The sequence below is a fragment of the Agrobacterium sp. DSM 25558 genome, assembly GCF_900100825.1.
Taxonomy (GTDB): Bacteria; Pseudomonadota; Alphaproteobacteria; order Rhizobiales; family Rhizobiaceae; genus Agrobacterium.
This window is the reverse complement of sequence record NZ_FMUD01000039.1, coordinates 1-17,819: the sequence shown is the minus strand read 5'-3', so window position 1 is coordinate 17,819 and position 17,819 is coordinate 1. Positions and strand designations below refer to the sequence as shown.

Below are 17,819 nucleotides of genomic sequence, written 5' to 3'. Positions count from 1 at the left end.
GAGTAGTCTTTGATTATCTGACTTGCTTGCCGCTCGTTTGCCATGTCTCATGCACGTCGCTCCAATCAGGAACGCTCTCGGAATAGAAGCCAAGTGTCTTTCCTGTCGCGATGGATCCGAACGCTTTCATCGCTTTAAGGTGGGCGCCAGCGATGAGGGCGATTCACCGTTCCAGCAACTCGCGGGATCGCTGAATGCACGTTCTTCGGCCGTTGGAAATTTGGTCATTGATAGTTTCCTTTTAAACTATCCGAACAACTACACTCAAAAGCTGAAGGCACCTTTGCCATTGGTTGCACCAAGACAGGTGCCCCGGGCGATCGATTATATCCAAGCACATCCCGAGGACAGAAGCTCTCCCGAATTTCTTGCTAGCCTGAGCGCTGTCAGTGTCCGCGCTCTGCAGTATTCTTTCTTGCTCTTCGTAGGACAGTCGAGCAGCGAGTATCAGCGCGCTTTGCGCCTTCAAAAAGCTCGCGAGGACCTCGATCAAAACAGAAATCTCTCAGCGAAGGCGATTGCTGAGAAATGGGGATTTGCATCGCAAAGTGCCTTTACTCAAAGTCTCAAAAAAGCGTTTGGCGTCACTCCGTCCCAGGCCCGCAAGGGCTCTTGAACGTTCCAATCCTTTCAAGGCTTCCTATCTGGGATGATTAACCAGAACAACTGGACGAGGCCCCGCCACGTCCGCACCATGTCGTCAAGGGCTGACGTTATCTGGAGATACGCGTAGATCGTAAACAGCGTGAAAGCCAGCAATACCAGCCACGGCCATATCGGGCGCTTGCGCGTCGGTTTGTTTTCGATCTTGTTCAAGGCCGCGCCTGCTTTTTTTCTTCCTGCAAGATTTCATATTCAGCTTGTTGAAGCGCCACTTGATAACTTGATACGCCAGTTTGGTATCATCCAGCCAAGGTGGATCAGCACATCGCTGACAATGAAACATCGGTGTCGAAGGTTCGTATCCCCTCAAGAGCGCCGCCACTTCCCGACCTCTGTTTGTCGGCCCATCTATTGAATTATTTAAACAGGATGCTGTTGGACACTCAATCCACCGTCAACCGTCAGGGTGGTGGCGTTCATGAACGGGCACTCATCGGAGATCATGAAGACGGCTGCCATGGCGATTTCATCTGGTGTCGCAATTCGACCACCAGGATGCAGTTTGAGCGTTTCGGCCTTTGCGGCTTCAGGGTCCGCGAAGCCATCCCAATAGTCCAGCACCTTCTGCGTTGCGACATAGCCAGGCGCAAGCGCGTTGACCCTTATTCCCCGGCTTGCATATTCCAGGCCGAGTGATTTCGTCATGCCGAGAAGCGCATGCTTGGCGAGAGGATAGGGGAAGGTGTGCTCGATGATGGTGAATGCATGCGTGGAGGCAATGTTGAGGATGACGCCATGTCTGTTTTCGATCATCGCTGGCAGCACGGCACGACAGCAGTTCCACGCACCTTTCAGATTTATGTCGAAGCAACGATCCCATTCTTCGTCTGTCGAGGCGAGCGGTTCGGCAAAGACGTTCACGCCGGCATTGTTGATCAAGGCATTGATGGTGCCGATCTCTTTGCCCGCTTCGGTGACTGCTTCGTGGATTGCCTCACGGTGTGTGATATCGGCAGCGTGATGCAGGATACGGGCATCTGCCTGGCTGAGGCGGCTTACGGCTTCATTGAGAAGCACGCTGTCCCTGTCAATCAGCAGGAGGTCAGCGCCTTCCCGTGCGCAGGCTTCGGCAATCGCAAAGCCGATGCCCTGTGCCGCGCCTGTGATCATGATGCGCTTGCCGTTCAACCTGTCAGCCACGGGCTTTCCTCCGAAATTCTATTGTCATGCAGGAGTGGATTGTCATTCCCTGGTGCAAAAGGGCCAGTCCACCAAAATTCGTCATATGATGTCCGTTCGGCAGATGGGTCATCGGCTCCAGGCAGAAAAATTCCTGTCGATCGAGCGGTGCGTACAGCATTAAAACGTTGTGATGTGGTGTCGTGTCAATCTCGGCTGCAAGCCCCAAATCCACCCAGTCTATCGATGCGCGCCCGTTCCATCCGCCAAAGGCGTTGTTGAGGAAACGGTTCGGCAATGCACTTCCAGCGGTAAGGTTGAGGTCATGGGGCAGAGCATCTTTGCCGCCTGGCAGATGTCCATCCCGTTCCGACCAGCAATCAGCAACGGACGCTGTTATGCGTGTCAGCGGCGTGCGGATAAAAAACGGGTGATGCCCGAGGCCGAACGGCATGGGATCAGCCGCCATGCTCGTCACCGAAAGATCCAACCGTAGCGTATCGTTGTCGACAGAAATTCGTTGTCGTGCAGTATAATCATAAGGGGTTATGTGGTCTGGCTTTTGTCGCAATGTGAGATCGATTGCTTCGTCATCCACAGCCTCCACCTGCCAGTCCCGCAGCCAGCCATCTCCATGCAGATATAGCGGGTCAGTGCTGTTGGGCTGAAGCCAGTGGATCTGGTCACCGATTTGGAACCGGTTAAATTCGACCCTGTTGCCGAAGGGAACCAGTGGAAAGCTCGCCATGTCGCCTTGCGGGCCACCGGCGGCCATGAGGACGTCGATATCCTCATAGGAAGCGCCACGAATGGCACCTCCATGAGGCGAGACCTGAACGTGAAGTCTACCGCTTTTCAGGAAGAAGAGATCGCTCACCGACGTCCGGCCGCTGACGATCGTAGATTGTCGAGGAGGACGGCGAGCAACAGAATAAGACCTCGCACGACGTATTGATAGAAAGCCTGGATGTTGAGGAGGTTCATCACGTTTTCTGCAATGCCCATGATCAGCACGCCGACAATGACACCGCTCATGGCGGCACGGCCGCCTGCAAGCGAGACGCCGCCGAGAACGCAGGCCGAGATAACAGAAAGCTCAAGGCCGGTTGCGGCGTTTGGCTGACCAGAGGTGATGCGTGATGCAAGCAGAATGCCGGCAATGCCGCAAACAAGGCCCTGCGCCATGAAAATCCACACACGCATTTTGACGACATTGACGCCTGCCAAGCGCGATGCCTCCGGATTGCCGCCGATCGCGAGCGTGTTCTTCCCGAACACCGTGCGGTTGAGCAGAAAACCGAAGATGATGAACATGGCCAGCATCACCCAGATCGGCGTTGGAATGCCGATAAACCGTGAAAGTGCCAGCTGGTAGAAGGATGGATCATTGATGCCGACCGCACGGCCATCCGAGGAGATCAGGGCCAGACCGCGCACAATCTGCATTGTGGCGAGCGTAGTAATCAGAGCGTTGATCCTGAACCGGGCGATGACCAGACCATTGACCAGCCCCACGGCGCTGCCGCAGGCAATGGCCGCGATCAGACCCAGAAAGATGGAGCCGGTGGCATTGGATGCCATGACTGCAATCATGCCGGAAAACGCGACTGTCGAACCTACTGAAAGGTCGAAATCGCGCGAGGCAAGGCAGAACATCATGGTGCAGGCGACAATGCCGATGGTGACGACCGATTGCAGAAGGCCGAGCATATTGCGCTCGGTCAGGAAGTTGGGGACCGTCAGCGATACGATCAGGAAGGCTGCAGCAAAGAGGACAACAAGGCCCTGTTCGCCCAGAAGGATTTTTTTCAAGGAGGTCATTGTGACTGTACCTTCTGGTCTGGAAGTTCACTTGCATTTGCGATATCGGGCAAGGCAGCGGCAAGGATCAGCCGCTCGTCGAACTGCTCGCGCTCGACGATGGTGGCGATGCGCCCTTGACACATCACGGCGATGCGATCCGTGATGCCCATCACCTCCGGCAATTCGCTGGAAATGACGATGATGGCCATACCCTGGCTGGCGAGCTCATAAAGGATTTCATAGATTTCGGACTTGGCACCGACGTCGATGCCACGGGTTGGTTCGTCAATGATGAGAACCTTGACGCCCTGCTCGGAAAGCCAGCGGCCAAGGATCACCTTTTGCTGGTTGCCACCGGACAGATTGACGATGTCCTGCTTCCGCGAGGGTGTGCGAACACGCAGTTTGTCGATGAATTTTTCCGCGAGTTCAGCCTCCTTCTTCGGCTGAATAAGGCCGAAGGGAGAGAAATGTCGACGGGAGGAAATCGTCATGTTTTCTTCTATGGACCGACCTTGAACAATACCATCGGACTTGCGGTCTTCTGGACAAAGGACCATCCCGGCCCTGATGGAGTGAAGGGGATTGTTGGGCGGTAGTGTAACGCCGTCAATTGCGACCTTGCCGCCCGAGCGGATGTCGGCGCCATAGACAAGGCGGGCCATCTCGCTGCGACCGGCGCCGATGAGGCCAAAAAATCCCAGAATTTCGCCCTGTCTGACCGAGAAGGTGATCGGTACCGGTAGTTTGCTACCGGCAACATCTTTGATTTCCAAACGAGTGGGGCCATGTTCGCGCCCACGCCAGCCCCAAATGTTGCTGATCTCGCGCCCGACCATTTCGGAGATGATCTGGTCTCGTGTGACTTCGGGAACGCTTGGATGGTGGGCGGCAAGCTTGCCGTCTCTCAACACGGTCAGGCTGTCGCACAGACGAAAAATCTCGTCCAGACGATGCGATACGTAGAGAATGATGGTGCCCTTGGCCCGCAAACGGTCGATCAGGGCAAAAAGGATTTCGCTTTCCCGTGACGAGAGCGACGAGGTCGGCTCATCCAGTGCGATGACACGTGCATCAGCCATGATAGCCTTGGCGATTTCCACCATCTGCCGTTCACCGATCGACAGCGCCGCGACTTTGCTGGAGGGATCGACCTCGATGCCGATCTCGTCCAGCTTTTCCTTGACGACTGAGATCAGCTTGCGTCTGTCGATGACACCGGCCTTTCCCGGAAAACGGCCAAGCCAGAGATTTTCAGCAACCGTCAGTTCCGGCACCAGTTGCAGTTCCTGGTGAATGACGATGACGCCCGCATCAAAGGCATCGCGCACGGAACGATAGTGTTGGGTTCCACTATTGATGGCGATCTCACCTGCGTCGGCAGACTGATCACCCGACAGGATACGGATGAGCGTGGATTTGCCAGCGCCGTTTTCACCCATCAGTCCATGGACCGCGCCCTTTCGGACGGAAAAGGAGATATCCGACAGGGCTTGTACCCCTGGGTATCCTTTGGAAATGGAGCGGAACTCCAGAAAATCTTGCATTCACTTGCTCCGGAGGTGTTCCGGTAACGCCACGTCACCGGAACAATCATTCTGCGACGGGTCGTCGTTACTCGATGCCGAGATCCTTGCGCACCGCTTCGTAATTATCACGCAGAGCCACTTGGCCAGCCGTCAGGATCAGCTTTTCCGGCTGCTTGTCGTTGGCAACCCACTCATACATGTTGAGGGCCGTCTCATAACCATGGCGTTTCGGAGAAATGATAACCGTGCCAAAGAAGCCGGTAGCGTCCGCTTTCTTGAACTCGTTGATCGCGGACTCGGCACCGCCAATTCCAACGCCAATCACGCTGTCAGCCGCGATCCCGACGCTTTCCGTCGCGCGTACGGCACCTAGAACGGCTTCGTCGTTGAGGCCGACTGCAACCCACTTTTTGATATTGGCGTGCTTGTTGAGAACGACGGTTGCGGCGTTGAGCGCAGCTTCAGTGTCTGTCTTGGTCTGTGGCGCGTCAAAGATGTTGGCTTCCGGGAAGCCTGCGGCCTTCAATACAGAAAGTGCACCGTCCACACGGTCAACCGCTGTTGGAAGCTGATCGTAGGACACTCTGATGGCTCCGACTTCACTCGGGTTCCAGCCGCGCTTTTTGATTTCATCGACGATTGTCTGGCCAGCCGCGTCGCCAATCTTGGTGGCGGAGATGCCCATGTGCGCGACATCTTCCATAGGAGTGCCGTCTGCATTGACCAGACGGTCGTCAACGGTCATCAGCTTCAGATCGTTGGCGGCGGCCTTTGCGACGATGCCGGGTCCGAGCTTCACATCCGGCGTGCAGATGATGAAACCCTGAACGCCCTGCGCGCCAAGATTATCGATTGCCGACTGCACCTTTTCGCCATCTTCAGCGCCGATCTTGACGAGGGTGAAACCCTTTTCTTTGGCGGCAACATCCGCGAATTTCCATTCATCTTGGAACCAAGGCTCTTCCGGCTGTTTGACGATGAAGCCGATCTTGATGTCGGCTGCAAACACGGAAGTCGCAGCGAATACGGCGACGGTCCCAGCCAGGATGGCTGTTTTCAGAATTCCCATTGTCTCTCTCCCAGTTCACTGCTTTGGCAGGTCCATTCTGCATAAATCTTTTCATCATATCCGTCAATTTCATTTGTATGATGAAATAAAAATCAGTGTATGATAGAGGTTATGGTTAGAGACTGGGCAACACTCCTGCTAACATTGATACTGAAATGACAGACGTGTGCTTCGCTAAGCATCCGTCCCGTGAATGGAGAGACGATTTGGTTGAGGCAGCGCGTGAGGTCCGGCTCGAGGCAGGCGGTCCATTGAAGCGTCCCAGAGTGCAAAAGAACGTAACGCGCTCCATTGCATCAGACATATGCGCCGACGTCTTCCCGGTTGGCTCCATGCTGCCCACGGAGAACGAACTCTGTGTGCGATACGGCGTAAGCCGAACGGTTATCCGCGAATCTCTAAAAATCCTCGCTTCCAAGGGAATGCTCCGCAGTCGCTCGCGGGTGGGTACACAGATCTGTGAAAAGGAAGAGTGGAATATTCTAGATCAGCAGGTGCTGGAATGGATAGGCCCGCGCATCTTTGAACTCGATCTGCTGCAATGCGTGCTTGATGCGCGACGCGCCATCGAGCCCTATGCCGCAGAGCTTGCGGCAGAGCGGGCGTCGTTTCAGGAGATCGCGGACATTGAAAATGCATGGCAACGCATGAGTGACGTAGAAGGCGACGTGGCAGCCTTCACGCGAGCTGATGTCGCTTTCCACACCGGGCTTTTGAGAGCCAGCCACAATCAGGTTTTCATGCAGCTATCGAGCATCATTAGTGCTGCCCTGGAATTTTCGCTCCAGGCCTCGAACGAGGCCGTGGAAACGCGCAGCGAGGCGCTCGATGTTCACCGCGCTCTGATCGAGGCCTTGCGTATGCGTGACAAGGCTGCTGCCCGAGACTGTTCGCAGCGCATGCTCGCCATCGCCTCGCGCGATCTGGCGATTGCCATGCGCAAACAACCAAAATCGACAACTGCCTGAACAGGCCCTGCTGAGACGAGTATCCCTGATGAAAATTACCAAACTGACCACCTACATCGTGCCTCCACGATGGATGTTCCTGAAGATCGAAACGGATGAAGGCATCGTTGGCTGGGGTGAGCCGGTGGTCGAAGGGCGTGCGCTGACGGTTGAAGCCGCTGTGCACGAATTATCGGACTATCTCATCGGCAAAGATCCGATGTTGATCGAGGATCACTGGCAGGTCATGTATCGTGCTGGTTTCTACCGCGGCGGTGCTGTTCACATGAGTGCGATCGCTGGCATCGATCAGGCACTGTGGGATATCAAGGGCAAGGCGCTCGGGCAGCCGATCCACGCTCTGCTTGGTGGGCAGGTGCGCGACAAGATCAAGGTCTATTCGTGGATTGGCGGTGATCGTCCCTCCGACGTGGCCAACAATGCACGCGACGTCGTGGCGCGCGGCTTCAAGGCGATCAAGCTCAACGGCTGCGAGGAAATGCAGATCGTCGACACATGGGATAAAGTTGAAAAGGCGGTGGAAACCATCGCCGTCATTCGCGAAGCGGTAGGGCCGCATATCGGCATCGGCGTGGATTTTCATGGTCGAGTTCACCGACCCATGGCCAAAGTTTTGGCGCGTGAATTGCAGCAATTCAATCTGCTGTTCATCGAAGAGCCGGTGCTGTCCGAAAACCGGGAAGCCTTGAAGGAAATAGCCAACCATTGCTCCACGCCAATCGCGCTGGGCGAACGTCTGTACTCGCGCTGGGATTTCAAGTCGGTTCTGGCCGATGGTTACGTCGATATTCTCCAACCAGACCTGTCACATGCGGGTGGCATTACCGAATGCCGTAAGATAGCCACGATGGCCGAGGCCTACGATGTCGCGCTGGCGCCGCATTGCCCGCTTGGCCCTATCGCACTCGCTGCCTGCCTCCAGGTCGATGCTGTCAGCCACAACGCGTTCATTCAGGAACAAAGCCTCGGCATTCACTACAACAAATCCAACGATATTCTCGATTACATATCGAATAAGGAGGTCTTCCGCTATGCGGATGGCTTCGTCAGCATCCCACAAGGGCCAGGTTTGGGCGTTGAAGTAGATGAGGCATATGTGATTGAGCGCGCCAAAGAGGGCCACAGATGGCGCAATCCCGTTTGGCGGCACGAGGATGGCAGCGTCGCTGAATGGTAGGTGAGCCGAGGAGATCGTCCAAAGAGGGTTGGCATTTGCCGACAGAGCCGGTTTGGTTTGTCTGAACAGTTTCGGGCGTTTTGCTAATTGGATTTCCGCCTCGATTATGCCGCCACCATCATTGGTGCCAGCGCGTTGAAGTAGGCCTGATCCGGCGTCTGCCGGTCAAGGGATGAATGTGGGCGTCGGCTATTGTAGAAGGTCAGATATCGGCCAATGCCGACGCGGGATTCGGACACGGTCTTGTAGGCGTGGAGGTAGGTGAGTGGCGTAGGGCATCGCAGCCCCACGCTCTCCCAGAACCGGACGTGAACCTCTCGATTCATCCGGCTCCCATCATCCAGCCGCAGGTCCCATGGTCCAATGGGCGAACAGTTTAGAAGATTTCACTGGCGCTGCAGTAGTGCGATGGATGCCTTCGAGAAGGGATCTCTTGCAGTGGGTTGCCGTGCCTCAAGCACATGCTCATGCGTGATTGAAATCTGCTGCTGAACAGAATATCCTATAAATATAGTTATTTATTATTAAATATCGCCACGGCATATTACTTTAATAATTAAAATGTCGGATTTATAATCAATTTAATCAGAATAAAATACTTGATTCTTAAGAGTTGTGCACTACGCTGTTTCTAAGAGTAGCAGCGAACGAGGATCAATTTTGTGGCGGAAATCTCACGTGCGGATATCCGCAGCCGGATAGGTGTGGTTCTTTGGCTTCTCAATCCTGTGATAGATGCACCAAAAGAGGCGCGGACGTTGCTGCTGGGACAACTGCTGTCGTCACCTCTAGCCATTATTATGGGTTCGGTTAACAGCTCACTTGTAACAGCCATAGGCTTTTTCCGTCATGACGGTAATATTTTCGCGGTTTTCGTAACGCTCGAACTGTTAATGCTGACACTTCGCTTGATGGTCATGAGGTATATCAGTCACGTAAAGGCTGCTGGAAAATTGCCATTCGTTGACCTTTCTATACTATTTTCAATCTTGTGGTGTGCTCTTCAAGGCAGCTTCGCCTTCTTTATCATGCAAACAGGCGATACGGTACTAATGGTACTATCGGCGACTTTGATTATGGGAATCATTGGACCAATATGCGCGCGCAATTTCTCAGCGCCACGTCTCGCACTTTTGCTAGTATGCCTTTGTGATCTGCCATTCAAAACAGGTGCGGTTCTTTCTGGAGACCCTTGGCTCTTCGCCCTTGTCATAATGACGCCACCCTTTTTTCTTGGGGCAATGCAGGTTATTTTGACTTTTCAAAAGTCGTTGATATCGACACTCCAAGCTGAAATTCGAAACAACTTTCTCGCTAATCATGATGCCCTAACTGGACTGCTCAACCGACAAGGACTTGATGCTGCGCTCGCTGGGCTTTTGGAAAATAACTCAAGGGTTGCAATTCTAGGAGCTGACCTAGACGGGTTCAAGCAGGCCAATGACGAATTTGGTCACTTAGTTGGAGATAAACTTCTTCGCGAGGTTGGCGTCAGGCTCGCAAACAGTGTGCGCGCGGGTGATCTTGTCGCGCGTATTGGTGGAGATGAGTTCCTTATTGTTATCAAAGGTCTCCCCCCTGAAGATGTGATGCATATCACAGAACGTTTAATAGCAAGCGTTGCGGAAGAGCCGATAGAAATAGACGGGATTGTCGTGAAAGTTGGCGTCAGTATTGGCTATTCGTGTTATCCAGAAGATGCGAAAGAAATTGAGCAACTAAGGCTTTTTGCGGATAGCGCTTTGTACTCCGTGAAGAGGGCCGTGAAGGGGATCGCTCACCGCTTTATCGCTTTTGGCGAGACTACAGGCCGTCCGCGAATTGCCGAAACGACTGACCTTGTCATTGAGCCAACACTATAAGTTGGGCGATTGACGTTTGGCCTTTGAACAATGGCTGGCAGCGAAAGCCCTCGTCCCGTGACATTCCTTCGCGGATACGCCGTTCCAAAATGCCTTAAAGCCGATAGGGCCAAAACGTTCGTCGTGTAATCGGTCGGTTTGATGGTACAAGCAGTCCAGCCGAAGCAAGCAATGTCCGATACGCAGTGATTAATCCGAAACTTTCAGATGGCTAATACTGACAGCCAACTCGCCAAAAAAAGGAATGATATGACCAACATTATGTCGAATCACGGCGGGCAACATGAGCACGAAATACCCTCAAATCTTCCTAGCATTACAATTTCATTTTTGATTTCAAATGAGCGCGTCGTGCGGCAGCTTGATGCGCTCGTCTCCAACATGACCATGCGATGATGTAGGCGGGCTTTATACGCCTCTGGGCAAGCTTATTCGCAATGCGTCGGACCTCTTGGATGGACCAGCGGATCAGATCTTGATGGTCGGCATCCTCGGTCTTTTTTGGGGTGCCGCATTATTGGCGCGATAGCGGATCACAGCCATCATTGCGAAGGCGAGCATGACGAGCGAGACATGGCGATGCCAGCCATGCCGCGAGCGGGTCTCGTTATGATCGAGGCCGAGTTCGTTCTTGGCTGTCTCGAAGCTATCTTCGATTGCCCAACGGTGACCTTCGACGGATACGAGCGTCTGAATGCCTGTTCCGGCCGGGCACCAAGTCGTGAAGAATGCGAGATCGCCATCGCTGATATTGCGCCGGATCAACAAGCCACGCGTCCAAAGCCCGGTTTGCGTCTCACTGTATTCGTCGGCATCGAGATCGGCCAGTTCGCAGTAGGCCCAGTCATGCAGCCCCGCGCCTTTTGTGCCATCGCCAGCGGAAAGGCGCTGCCATGCAGCCGGATCGAGATCACGGGCAATCTCAAAAGCGGTTCCTGCGACGAAAGGCTTACCAGACCAAGCGCCAAAATGATGGTCGGATTTAACCCCAAGAACGTAACCTTTGCAGGCTCGGCGCAGCGCTCGTTCGACGTCTCCGACGCCATACACAGCATCTGCTGCCACCCATGAAAACGGCACTTTGGCTGTCAGCGCCCGCCGAATCATATCGACAGCGAGGGCAGGCTTGGTAGCGAAGGCTACCGCTTCAGGAACATGAGCGGCGGCAAGCCTTGCCGGATCGCTGGTCCAACTCTTTGGCAAGTACAAGGCTCGATCTATAAAGGCATGACCACGACCGGAAACATAGGCGGTGAACACACCGATTTGGCAGTTCGTTACCTTGCCTGCTGACCCTGTATATTGACGTGAAACACCGCAAGATGTCTTGCCCTGCTTGAGGAAGCCGGTCTCATCAATGACCAGGACCGCATCATCTGTGGCAAGGTACTCCACAACATACTCGCGCACAATGTCGCGAAGTCCGTCTGCATCCCAGCGTCCACGACCCAAAATGGCTTGCTGTCGCCACGGACCAGGATCGCCAGCCGCCTCAGCGCGCATCCAGCCTGTCTTACGGCGCTCATCACCTAACAAGCCGTCCAGGAAAAGGTTCGCAGATGCTGCAACGCGCTCCTGCGTAAACAATCCGCGCATACGCGCCTTAACGTCCCGCAGCGACGATGCCCAAAGTTCCAACGTTGTCTCGATCGATGCACCCATCATCCATGACCTCCGAATCATGGAGGCCTATAGATTCAGAAATCGTAAAAATACGAAACTGTAATGAATTGTTGATTTAGCGCTGATGAACTGCCGAGGGGAAGCCATCTTAAGCGCTGTTTGGGCGTCCGGAACTTGGGTTATGCGGATATAGTCTCCCTTCAGGGTTTTGACGAAGGCTCCCGACATGCCGTTAGACTGCAGGCTGGCGACCGGCGTGAAGCAGGGTATCAGATTGAGTGCCTGGGCGAGCAGCCTCGTGTCCCGCGCGGTATAAGCCGAGCCATTGTCAAAGAGATGCTCGATGGCTTGCGGGGCTCGGGTTGCGCGGAAGCGTTTCTCGACTTCCTCCAACATCATTTCGCGCACGTCAGAGCCGGAGATGCCTGCATTGGCGACTGCCGTCCAAGCGATGATCTCGCGGTCGAAGGCGTCGATGATGAAGGCGAGACGAATGACCTCGCCATTCCAGCAGGTGAACTCCAGACCATCCGAGCACCAGCGGAGGTTTGAGCGTATGACCATGACCTTGCCATCATGGATGCGGCCTTCGCGAACGGGCCGTATGTTTCTCCAGTCTGCGGATTATGGGCAGAAGCTCTGCATCCTTGGCCTTGTGGTAGGCTCCGCGTGGCTTTGATCTGCCTTTCAACCGCTCGACAAGGTTCGAGCGAGAGATGCCCAGAGTGTCTGCGACGGTCTTCATCGGGAACCGTCATTGGGCAACAAGATCGGCCGCGATATCCGTTTTTTTAGTTCGCTTTGGAACGGGCTTCGCGGACGATTTCGACCTCCATCGTCTTACGGCCGAGCATGCGCTCCAGCTCCCGGACGCGATCCTCCAGTTTCTTCACTTCAGAATTCCCGACAACCGGCTCGTCAGAATCCACGGCGGCAGCACCTCCCTCGCTCAAAAGCCTGCGCCACCGATAAAGCAAATTGGGCGCAACGCCATGGCGGCGAGCGGTGGACGATACCGTCTCGCCTGGTTCAAAACTCTGCTCAATCATTGTCAGCTTCTGCTCGGTTGTCCACCGCCTGCGGCGCACATCTCCCGTCAGCAGTTCAACGTGTCGATACTCGTTAGACATAAGCCTGTCCTCAAGCCTGTGCTTGAGCCTTTCTGCTTATGCCGACTGTCCGGTCGAAATGGGGTGCAGTTCAATTGGAAAAATCCTTGATCAGTTCCAAGCACCTATCGCGCTCGAATCAAGATCGTGCTCAATCGCTAACGGCTTACAAAATATTGTTATTCCCAAGTCGCACTTTCACCGTAAACCGGCCTTGTCATGGTGCCCACATGGAGCTCTCGGACATTTGTTGACACAACCGCCTAGAAGTGGCAGTGAGATTCTATGACCCAACGTCAATCCCGCAATGTTTCCCTAACCCCCGAACTTGAGGGGTTCATCAACGAAAGCTTGGCAACCGGCGACTATGCCAATGCAAGCGAGGTCGTTCGCGCTGCTTTGTGCAGCCTGCGCGACCGAGGCTCTGCACCTCCACCCATCGATGTGATAGTACTCAAGGGTGGGGGTGAGTGTGGCGAACTGATCCGCACGAAAGATTGGTATAAAAGCTTTGTAGGTCCAATTGATGGTTGGAGCGTAGAGATGCGCGCGACCGTTTCCAATATTATAAATTCTCCGGTCGCCAAGGTGCTGATGTGGGGACCAAGCCATGTTATGATCTATAATGATTCATACCGGGAGATAGCCGGTGAGCGCCACCCAATGGCACTAGGAGCGCCTGTCTCGTCAGCATTTCCAGAAGTTTGGGAATGGAATCAGGCTATTCTCAAAAGGGTCCTGGCCGGAGAAACGGTTTCACATCATGATCAGCCGATTGTTTTCAATCGCGCTCACGGAATACAGACGCTTTATCTCGATTTATTCTACACACCTGTCTATGACTTTGACGGAGACGTCGGCGGTGTGATGTGCACCATTGTCGACAATAGCGCGCGTGTTTCTGCAGAGACCCGCCTTGCAGAAAGTGAAGCAGAGTTACGCCGCGTCACGGACGCAGTGCCGATGCTCATCTCTTACGTCGATCAGGATTATGTTTACCGTTTCGCCAATGGCACTTATCTAGAGTGGTTCGGTGTGAAGTCGACTTCAATGGTCGGGCGCCACGTGCGCGATGTCCTCGGGGACGAGGCCTATCAAGATCGCCGCGCTTCGATCGCAAGAGGTTTGGCGGGCGAAGCACATATCGCGGAAACTGACATGTCTCATCGAAGCCGTGGGGTGCGTCGGTTGGAGATCCGCTATGTGCCTCATATTGAGCCCGACGGATCGGTCCCAGGTGTTTATATTCTGGGTATCGACGTGCAGGAGAGATCCCAGCGAGAAGCAGCGATCGCGATCAGCAACAGTCGGTTTCGCACGGCCATGGACGCCGTCAACGGTGTCCTTTGGACTAATAGCGCAGACGGCAGAATGATTGGCGAGCAGCACGGCTGGGCAAGGCTTACTGGGCAGAAATACGAAGAGTATCAGGGATACGGCTGGTCAAAAGCCCTTCATCCAGACGACGTGAGCGCTACTGTCGAAGCATGGCACCAGGCTGTCGGAACTAGAAGTATGTTTGTCCATGAGCACCGTGTAAAACGTCATGACGGCGTTTGGCGGCACTATACGATCCGCAGTATTCCGATTCTTGATGTTTCGGGCGATATTGTCGAATGGGTCGGTGTGCACACCGACGTGACGCACCAGCGTGCGGCTGAGGCCGCTCTGCGAGAGCAGGCAGACGTGTTAGTCCGCCAAGTTCGCCATCGCGAACGTGCTGAAGAGCAATTGCGCCATGTCAACGAGAATCTGGAGGCCCGCGTCATCGCTGAGATCGGCGAGCGGCGGATAGCAGAGGCAAAACTGGCTCAATCGCAGAAGATGGAAACCGTTGGTAAACTCACCGGCGGCGTTGCCCACGACTTCAACAATCTTTTGCAGGTTGTGTCAGGCAATCTGCAGCTTCTCGCCAAGGAAATCGCGGGTAATCCGCGAGCAGAAACGCGCATAGCGAATGCGATGACAGGTGTCTCGCGTGGGTCGAAGCTTGCCAGCCAGCTTCTGGCCTTCGGCCGCCGTCAGGCGCTGGAACCAAAAGTGATCAACATCAGCCGGTTTGTTCAGGGGATGGATGATATGCTGCGCCGCGCTATCGGCGACGCAATAGAAGTGGAAACCATTGTTGCCGGCGGTCTCTGGAACACATTTATTGATCCGGCTCAGGTCGAGAATGCACTACTAAATCTTGCGATCAATGCCCGTGATGCCATGGATGGACGCGGCAAGTTGACGATCGAACTCGGCAATGCTCATCTGGACGATGACTACGCCCGTTCGCATGATGAGGTTACTCCTGGCCAATATGTCATGCTCGCTGTCACCGACACTGGCTCCGGTATGTCTGCGGAATTGATGGAAAAGGTCTTTGAGCCATTCTTCACAACCAAAGCAGAAGGGAAAGGATCTGGACTTGGGCTTTCCATGGTCTACGGTTTCGTTAAGCAGTCCGGCGGACATGTCAAAATCTACTCGGAAGTCGGGGAGGGGACCACCATCAAGCTCTACATGCCGCGCGCGCTCGAGTCAGAAGATGTTGAAGTTGCTGTCGAGAACGGTCCAGTTGCTGGTGGCACGGAAACGGTGCTAGTGGTCGAAGATGACGACGCCGTTCGCGAAACCGTCGTCGCTCTACTTTCGGATCTGGGTTATCGGGTTCTCAAAGCAGTGGATGCGACGAGCGCACTGATTGTCATTGAAAGTGGTATCCCGATCGACATGTTGTTTACCGATGTTGTCATGCCGGGTAAACTCAAGAGCCCGGAACTCGCGCGAAAGGCAAAGGAACGCCTTCCCAACATCGCAGTCCTATTCACGTCAGGTTATACTGAAAACTCGATCGTCCACGGCGGCAAATTAGACACAGGTGTGGACCTTCTTTCAAAGCCTTACACTCGCGAGGCACTGGCCCGCAAATTTCGTTCGATCCTCGGTAAAACCGACGAGGGCGACAGCCAAGCTCAGCGGAGCAAGAATGACGAGCCCATGCGGCAGGAGAGAACTGAGACCAACTCCATGTTGACTGCGCAAATTACAGTCCTCCTCGTCGAGGATGATGCATTGATCCGGATGAACACAGCAGAGATCCTACAGGATGCAGGTTTCATTGTGGTGGAAGCAGCCAGTGCCGAAGAGGCGATGGCGGCACTCGAGACGGTACCGTTCGATATCCTTGTCACTGATGTCAATCTACCTGGTGCTTCTGGCCCAGAACTCGCCAGTCGCGCGCACACCTTGCGGCCAACCGCTGCGATTGTTTTTGCCACCGGTGATGTTTCCCGAGTTGACAACTATTTAGGAGCTGGGTTCCTGAGTAAGCCGTATGATGCCAACGCGCTCATTAGCACCATCAATTCAACATGGGCATCAACACTTAACTTCACTGAAGATACTCAGCAAGACAATTACTCATCAACGCCGGGTTAGCGCATAAAAATCTCGAAAGCGTTTACTACCAAAAATGCTGACGGTCATGTCTGTAAAAGCTCAACGGGGTGTCGCGTTATTGGCGCGATATCGGATCACAGCCATCATTGCGAAGGCGAGCATGACGAGCGAGACATGGCGATGCCAGCCATGCCACGAGCGGGTCTCGTTATGATCGAGGCCGAGTTCGCTCTTGGCTGTCTCGAAGCTATCTTCGATTGCCCAACGGTGATCTTCGACGGATACGAGCGTCTGAGTACCTGTTCCGGCCGGGCACCAAGTCGGGAAGAATGCGAGGTCGCCATCGCTGATATTGCGACGGATCAACAAGCCACGCATCCAAAGCGTGTGCGTCCGGCCAACACATTTCGCGAACTGAGCCAGCCAGGCGATGATCTGGCGTTAGTACCAGCATTAATGCTGGGATTAGATCGGGAACTTAGAGGTTGGTATGGCTCGCATGGAGATTATTTCAGGCATTGAACGCAGGCGGCGCTGGCCGTTGGAGGTGAAGCTGAGGCATCCTGGCGGAAGCATCTCGGCCAGGCTCGCGTGTCTGCGATGGGGCACGTCGGCATGACACGTTCATCCATCGCAAATTCTTGTCTGGCGCACAACTCTCTGCGGTCGAGATGACGCACCGCCGTTCTTGCCCGTCCGTCTTGTTGACAACGATCCTTCCCGGCAGGTGCCATCCACTGTGTCCCCGGAAACGTTTGTACGGATCTCGTTGCGCAACGGTCGCAGCCTGAAGGTACCGGTAAACATCGAGCGAGAGACTTTGGCATCATTGATTGCTTGTGTTGAAGCGGCATGATCGGGCCGTCAGGGAATGTGCAGGTTTATCTGGCCTGCGGAGTGACCGACATGCGTCGTGGTATCGACGGATTGTCTACACTGGTCGAGGGAGTGATCAGGCAAGTGCCTGGTTCTGGCGCGATCTTCGGGTTCCGCAGCAGGCTCGCCGACCGGATCAAGCTCTTATGGTGGGACGATCAGGGGTTTTGCCTGTTTCACAAGTCGAGAGCCTCGATACGCATCTCGGTCGGGTTGCAGTTCAGCGTGATGCTGAACTGGATCGACAAGCGGTGGGGTGATACCGGTTGGGATTTCGGCGCAAATGTCCGCCGTATCATGCGAGGGGGTAAACCAAGACCTTCGCAAGTAAAAATTGATCAGTTAATCGTCGCAAGCACAGTTTTCATGACGAAGTACACTCTGATCTCTACGACATCCCTTTGGCCAGGCTAATGGTTATTTCAGCATTCAGGCCATGTCCGAACCGTATACCACCTTGTTCCAAGGCTTTGCGGATTGCCTCCATATGAAGAAGCCTCGTCCTTTTACCGGCACCAAGCTCCAGGCGCCGGATTGTCGAGACGGAAACGGCTGCCTTCGCCGACAAGTCTTCTATGCTCCAGTCCAAAAGCGCCCGCGCCGCGCGTATGTAAGCGATGTCCACAGCCTCGAT

General features: G+C 54.5%; 15 protein-coding genes and 3 pseudogenes. 7 read left to right on the top strand and 11 right to left on the bottom strand.

Annotated elements, in window-relative coordinates; translation table 11 throughout:
- Nucleotides 1-22 precede the first annotated feature (22 nt).
- A complete protein-coding gene (locus DSM25558_RS23610) occupies nucleotides 23-616 on the top strand; it encodes a helix-turn-helix transcriptional regulator (protein ID WP_244554289.1) in 594 nt (197 codons plus the stop codon).
- 84 nt (nucleotides 617-700) lie between these two features.
- Here the strand turns inward: DSM25558_RS23610 and DSM25558_RS28875 are convergent, their stop codons facing one another.
- The 6 genes from DSM25558_RS28875 to DSM25558_RS23580 all read right to left on the bottom strand — a co-directional run bounded on the left by DSM25558_RS28875 (nucleotide 701) and on the right by DSM25558_RS23580 (nucleotide 6,183).
- Entirely contained in the window at nucleotides 701-985 is a 285-nt protein-coding gene (locus DSM25558_RS28875) for a hypothetical protein (protein ID WP_159442523.1), read from the bottom strand.
- A gap of 38 nt (nucleotides 986-1,023) precedes the next feature.
- Nucleotides 1,024-1,803: an SDR family oxidoreductase gene (locus DSM25558_RS23600; protein ID WP_077107106.1), complete on the bottom strand. Its 780-nt coding sequence runs from the start codon at nucleotides 1,801-1,803 to the stop codon at nucleotides 1,024-1,026.
- Nucleotides 1,796-2,659: an aldose 1-epimerase gene (locus DSM25558_RS23595; protein WP_159442522.1), complete on the bottom strand. Its 864-nt coding sequence runs from the start codon at nucleotides 2,657-2,659 to the stop codon at nucleotides 1,796-1,798. Before DSM25558_RS23595 ends, DSM25558_RS23600 begins: the two co-directional genes overlap by 8 nt.
- Nucleotides 2,656-3,603, bottom strand: a complete 948-nt coding sequence (gene araH, locus DSM25558_RS23590) for an L-arabinose ABC transporter permease AraH (protein ID WP_077107104.1) — start codon at nucleotides 3,601-3,603, stop codon at nucleotides 2,656-2,658. The genes DSM25558_RS23595 and araH overlap by 4 nt, the downstream gene beginning before the upstream one ends.
- Nucleotides 3,600-5,132 (bottom strand): L-arabinose ABC transporter ATP-binding protein AraG, encoded by a 1,533-nt coding sequence (araG, locus tag DSM25558_RS23585; RefSeq protein WP_077107103.1) that lies wholly within the window; start codon nucleotides 5,130-5,132, stop codon nucleotides 3,600-3,602. Before araG ends, araH begins: the two co-directional genes overlap by 4 nt.
- Before the next feature lie 67 nt (nucleotides 5,133-5,199).
- Nucleotides 5,200-6,183 (bottom strand): arabinose ABC transporter substrate-binding protein, encoded by a 984-nt coding sequence (locus DSM25558_RS23580; RefSeq protein ID WP_077107102.1) that lies wholly within the window; start codon nucleotides 6,181-6,183, stop codon nucleotides 5,200-5,202.
- Between the two features lie 206 nt (nucleotides 6,184-6,389).
- Between DSM25558_RS23580 and DSM25558_RS23575 the strand changes: the two genes are divergently transcribed.
- Complete coding sequence (locus DSM25558_RS23575) at nucleotides 6,390-7,151, top strand: FadR/GntR family transcriptional regulator (RefSeq protein ID WP_077107101.1); 762 nt, start codon at nucleotides 6,390-6,392, stop codon at nucleotides 7,149-7,151.
- 28 nt (nucleotides 7,152-7,179) lie between these two features.
- Nucleotides 7,180-8,328, top strand: a complete 1,149-nt coding sequence (dgoD, locus tag DSM25558_RS23570; RefSeq protein WP_077107100.1) for a galactonate dehydratase — start codon at nucleotides 7,180-7,182, stop codon at nucleotides 8,326-8,328.
- A gap of 104 nt (nucleotides 8,329-8,432) precedes the next feature.
- Here dgoD and DSM25558_RS23565 read toward each other — a convergent pair.
- Nucleotides 8,433-8,591 (bottom strand): annotated as a pseudogene (locus tag DSM25558_RS23565) (integrase core domain-containing protein); the annotation flags it as partial.
- 399 nt (nucleotides 8,592-8,990) lie between these two features.
- Between DSM25558_RS23565 and DSM25558_RS23560 the strand changes: the two are divergent.
- Together DSM25558_RS23560 and DSM25558_RS23555 are read left to right on the top strand one after the other, a co-directional pair.
- Nucleotides 8,991-10,190, top strand: coding sequence for a GGDEF domain-containing protein (locus tag DSM25558_RS23560; protein ID WP_077107099.1), 1,200 nt, complete (start codon nucleotides 8,991-8,993; stop codon nucleotides 10,188-10,190).
- A gap of 207 nt (nucleotides 10,191-10,397) precedes the next feature.
- Nucleotides 10,398-10,586: a hypothetical protein gene (locus DSM25558_RS23555; protein ID WP_077107098.1), complete on the top strand. Its 189-nt coding sequence runs from the start codon at nucleotides 10,398-10,400 to the stop codon at nucleotides 10,584-10,586.
- 72 nt (nucleotides 10,587-10,658) lie between these two features.
- On the opposite strand, the gene DSM25558_RS23550 is transcribed toward DSM25558_RS23555, so the two are convergent.
- Both DSM25558_RS23550 and DSM25558_RS27940 read right to left on the bottom strand, forming a co-directional pair.
- Nucleotides 10,659-11,873, bottom strand: a complete 1,215-nt coding sequence (locus DSM25558_RS23550; protein WP_083716636.1) for an IS701 family transposase — start codon at nucleotides 11,871-11,873, stop codon at nucleotides 10,659-10,661.
- 6 nt (nucleotides 11,874-11,879) lie between these two features.
- Nucleotides 11,880-12,943: pseudogene (locus tag DSM25558_RS27940) on the bottom strand (transposase).
- Nucleotides 12,944-13,207: 264 nt separating this feature from the next.
- Here DSM25558_RS27940 and DSM25558_RS23535 point away from each other — a divergent pair.
- Entirely contained in the window at nucleotides 13,208-16,348 is a 3,141-nt protein-coding gene (locus tag DSM25558_RS23535) for a PAS domain-containing protein (RefSeq protein WP_083716635.1), read from the top strand.
- Between the two features lie 60 nt (nucleotides 16,349-16,408).
- Here DSM25558_RS23535 and DSM25558_RS28615 read toward each other — a convergent pair.
- Nucleotides 16,409-16,693: pseudogene (locus DSM25558_RS28615) on the bottom strand (IS701 family transposase); the annotation flags it as partial.
- Between the two features lie 468 nt (nucleotides 16,694-17,161).
- On the opposite strand from DSM25558_RS28615, the gene tnpB reads away from it, so the two are divergent.
- Entirely contained in the window at nucleotides 17,162-17,599 is a 438-nt protein-coding gene (gene tnpB / locus DSM25558_RS28610) for an IS66 family insertion sequence element accessory protein TnpB (RefSeq protein ID WP_077107094.1), read from the top strand.
- Here the strand turns inward: tnpB and DSM25558_RS23515 are convergent.
- Nucleotides 17,574-17,819: helix-turn-helix domain-containing protein (locus tag DSM25558_RS23515; RefSeq protein WP_143240229.1), on the bottom strand; the 246-nt coding region annotated here is incomplete at its 5' end. The two genes, tnpB and DSM25558_RS23515, sit on opposite strands and share 26 nt — an antisense overlap.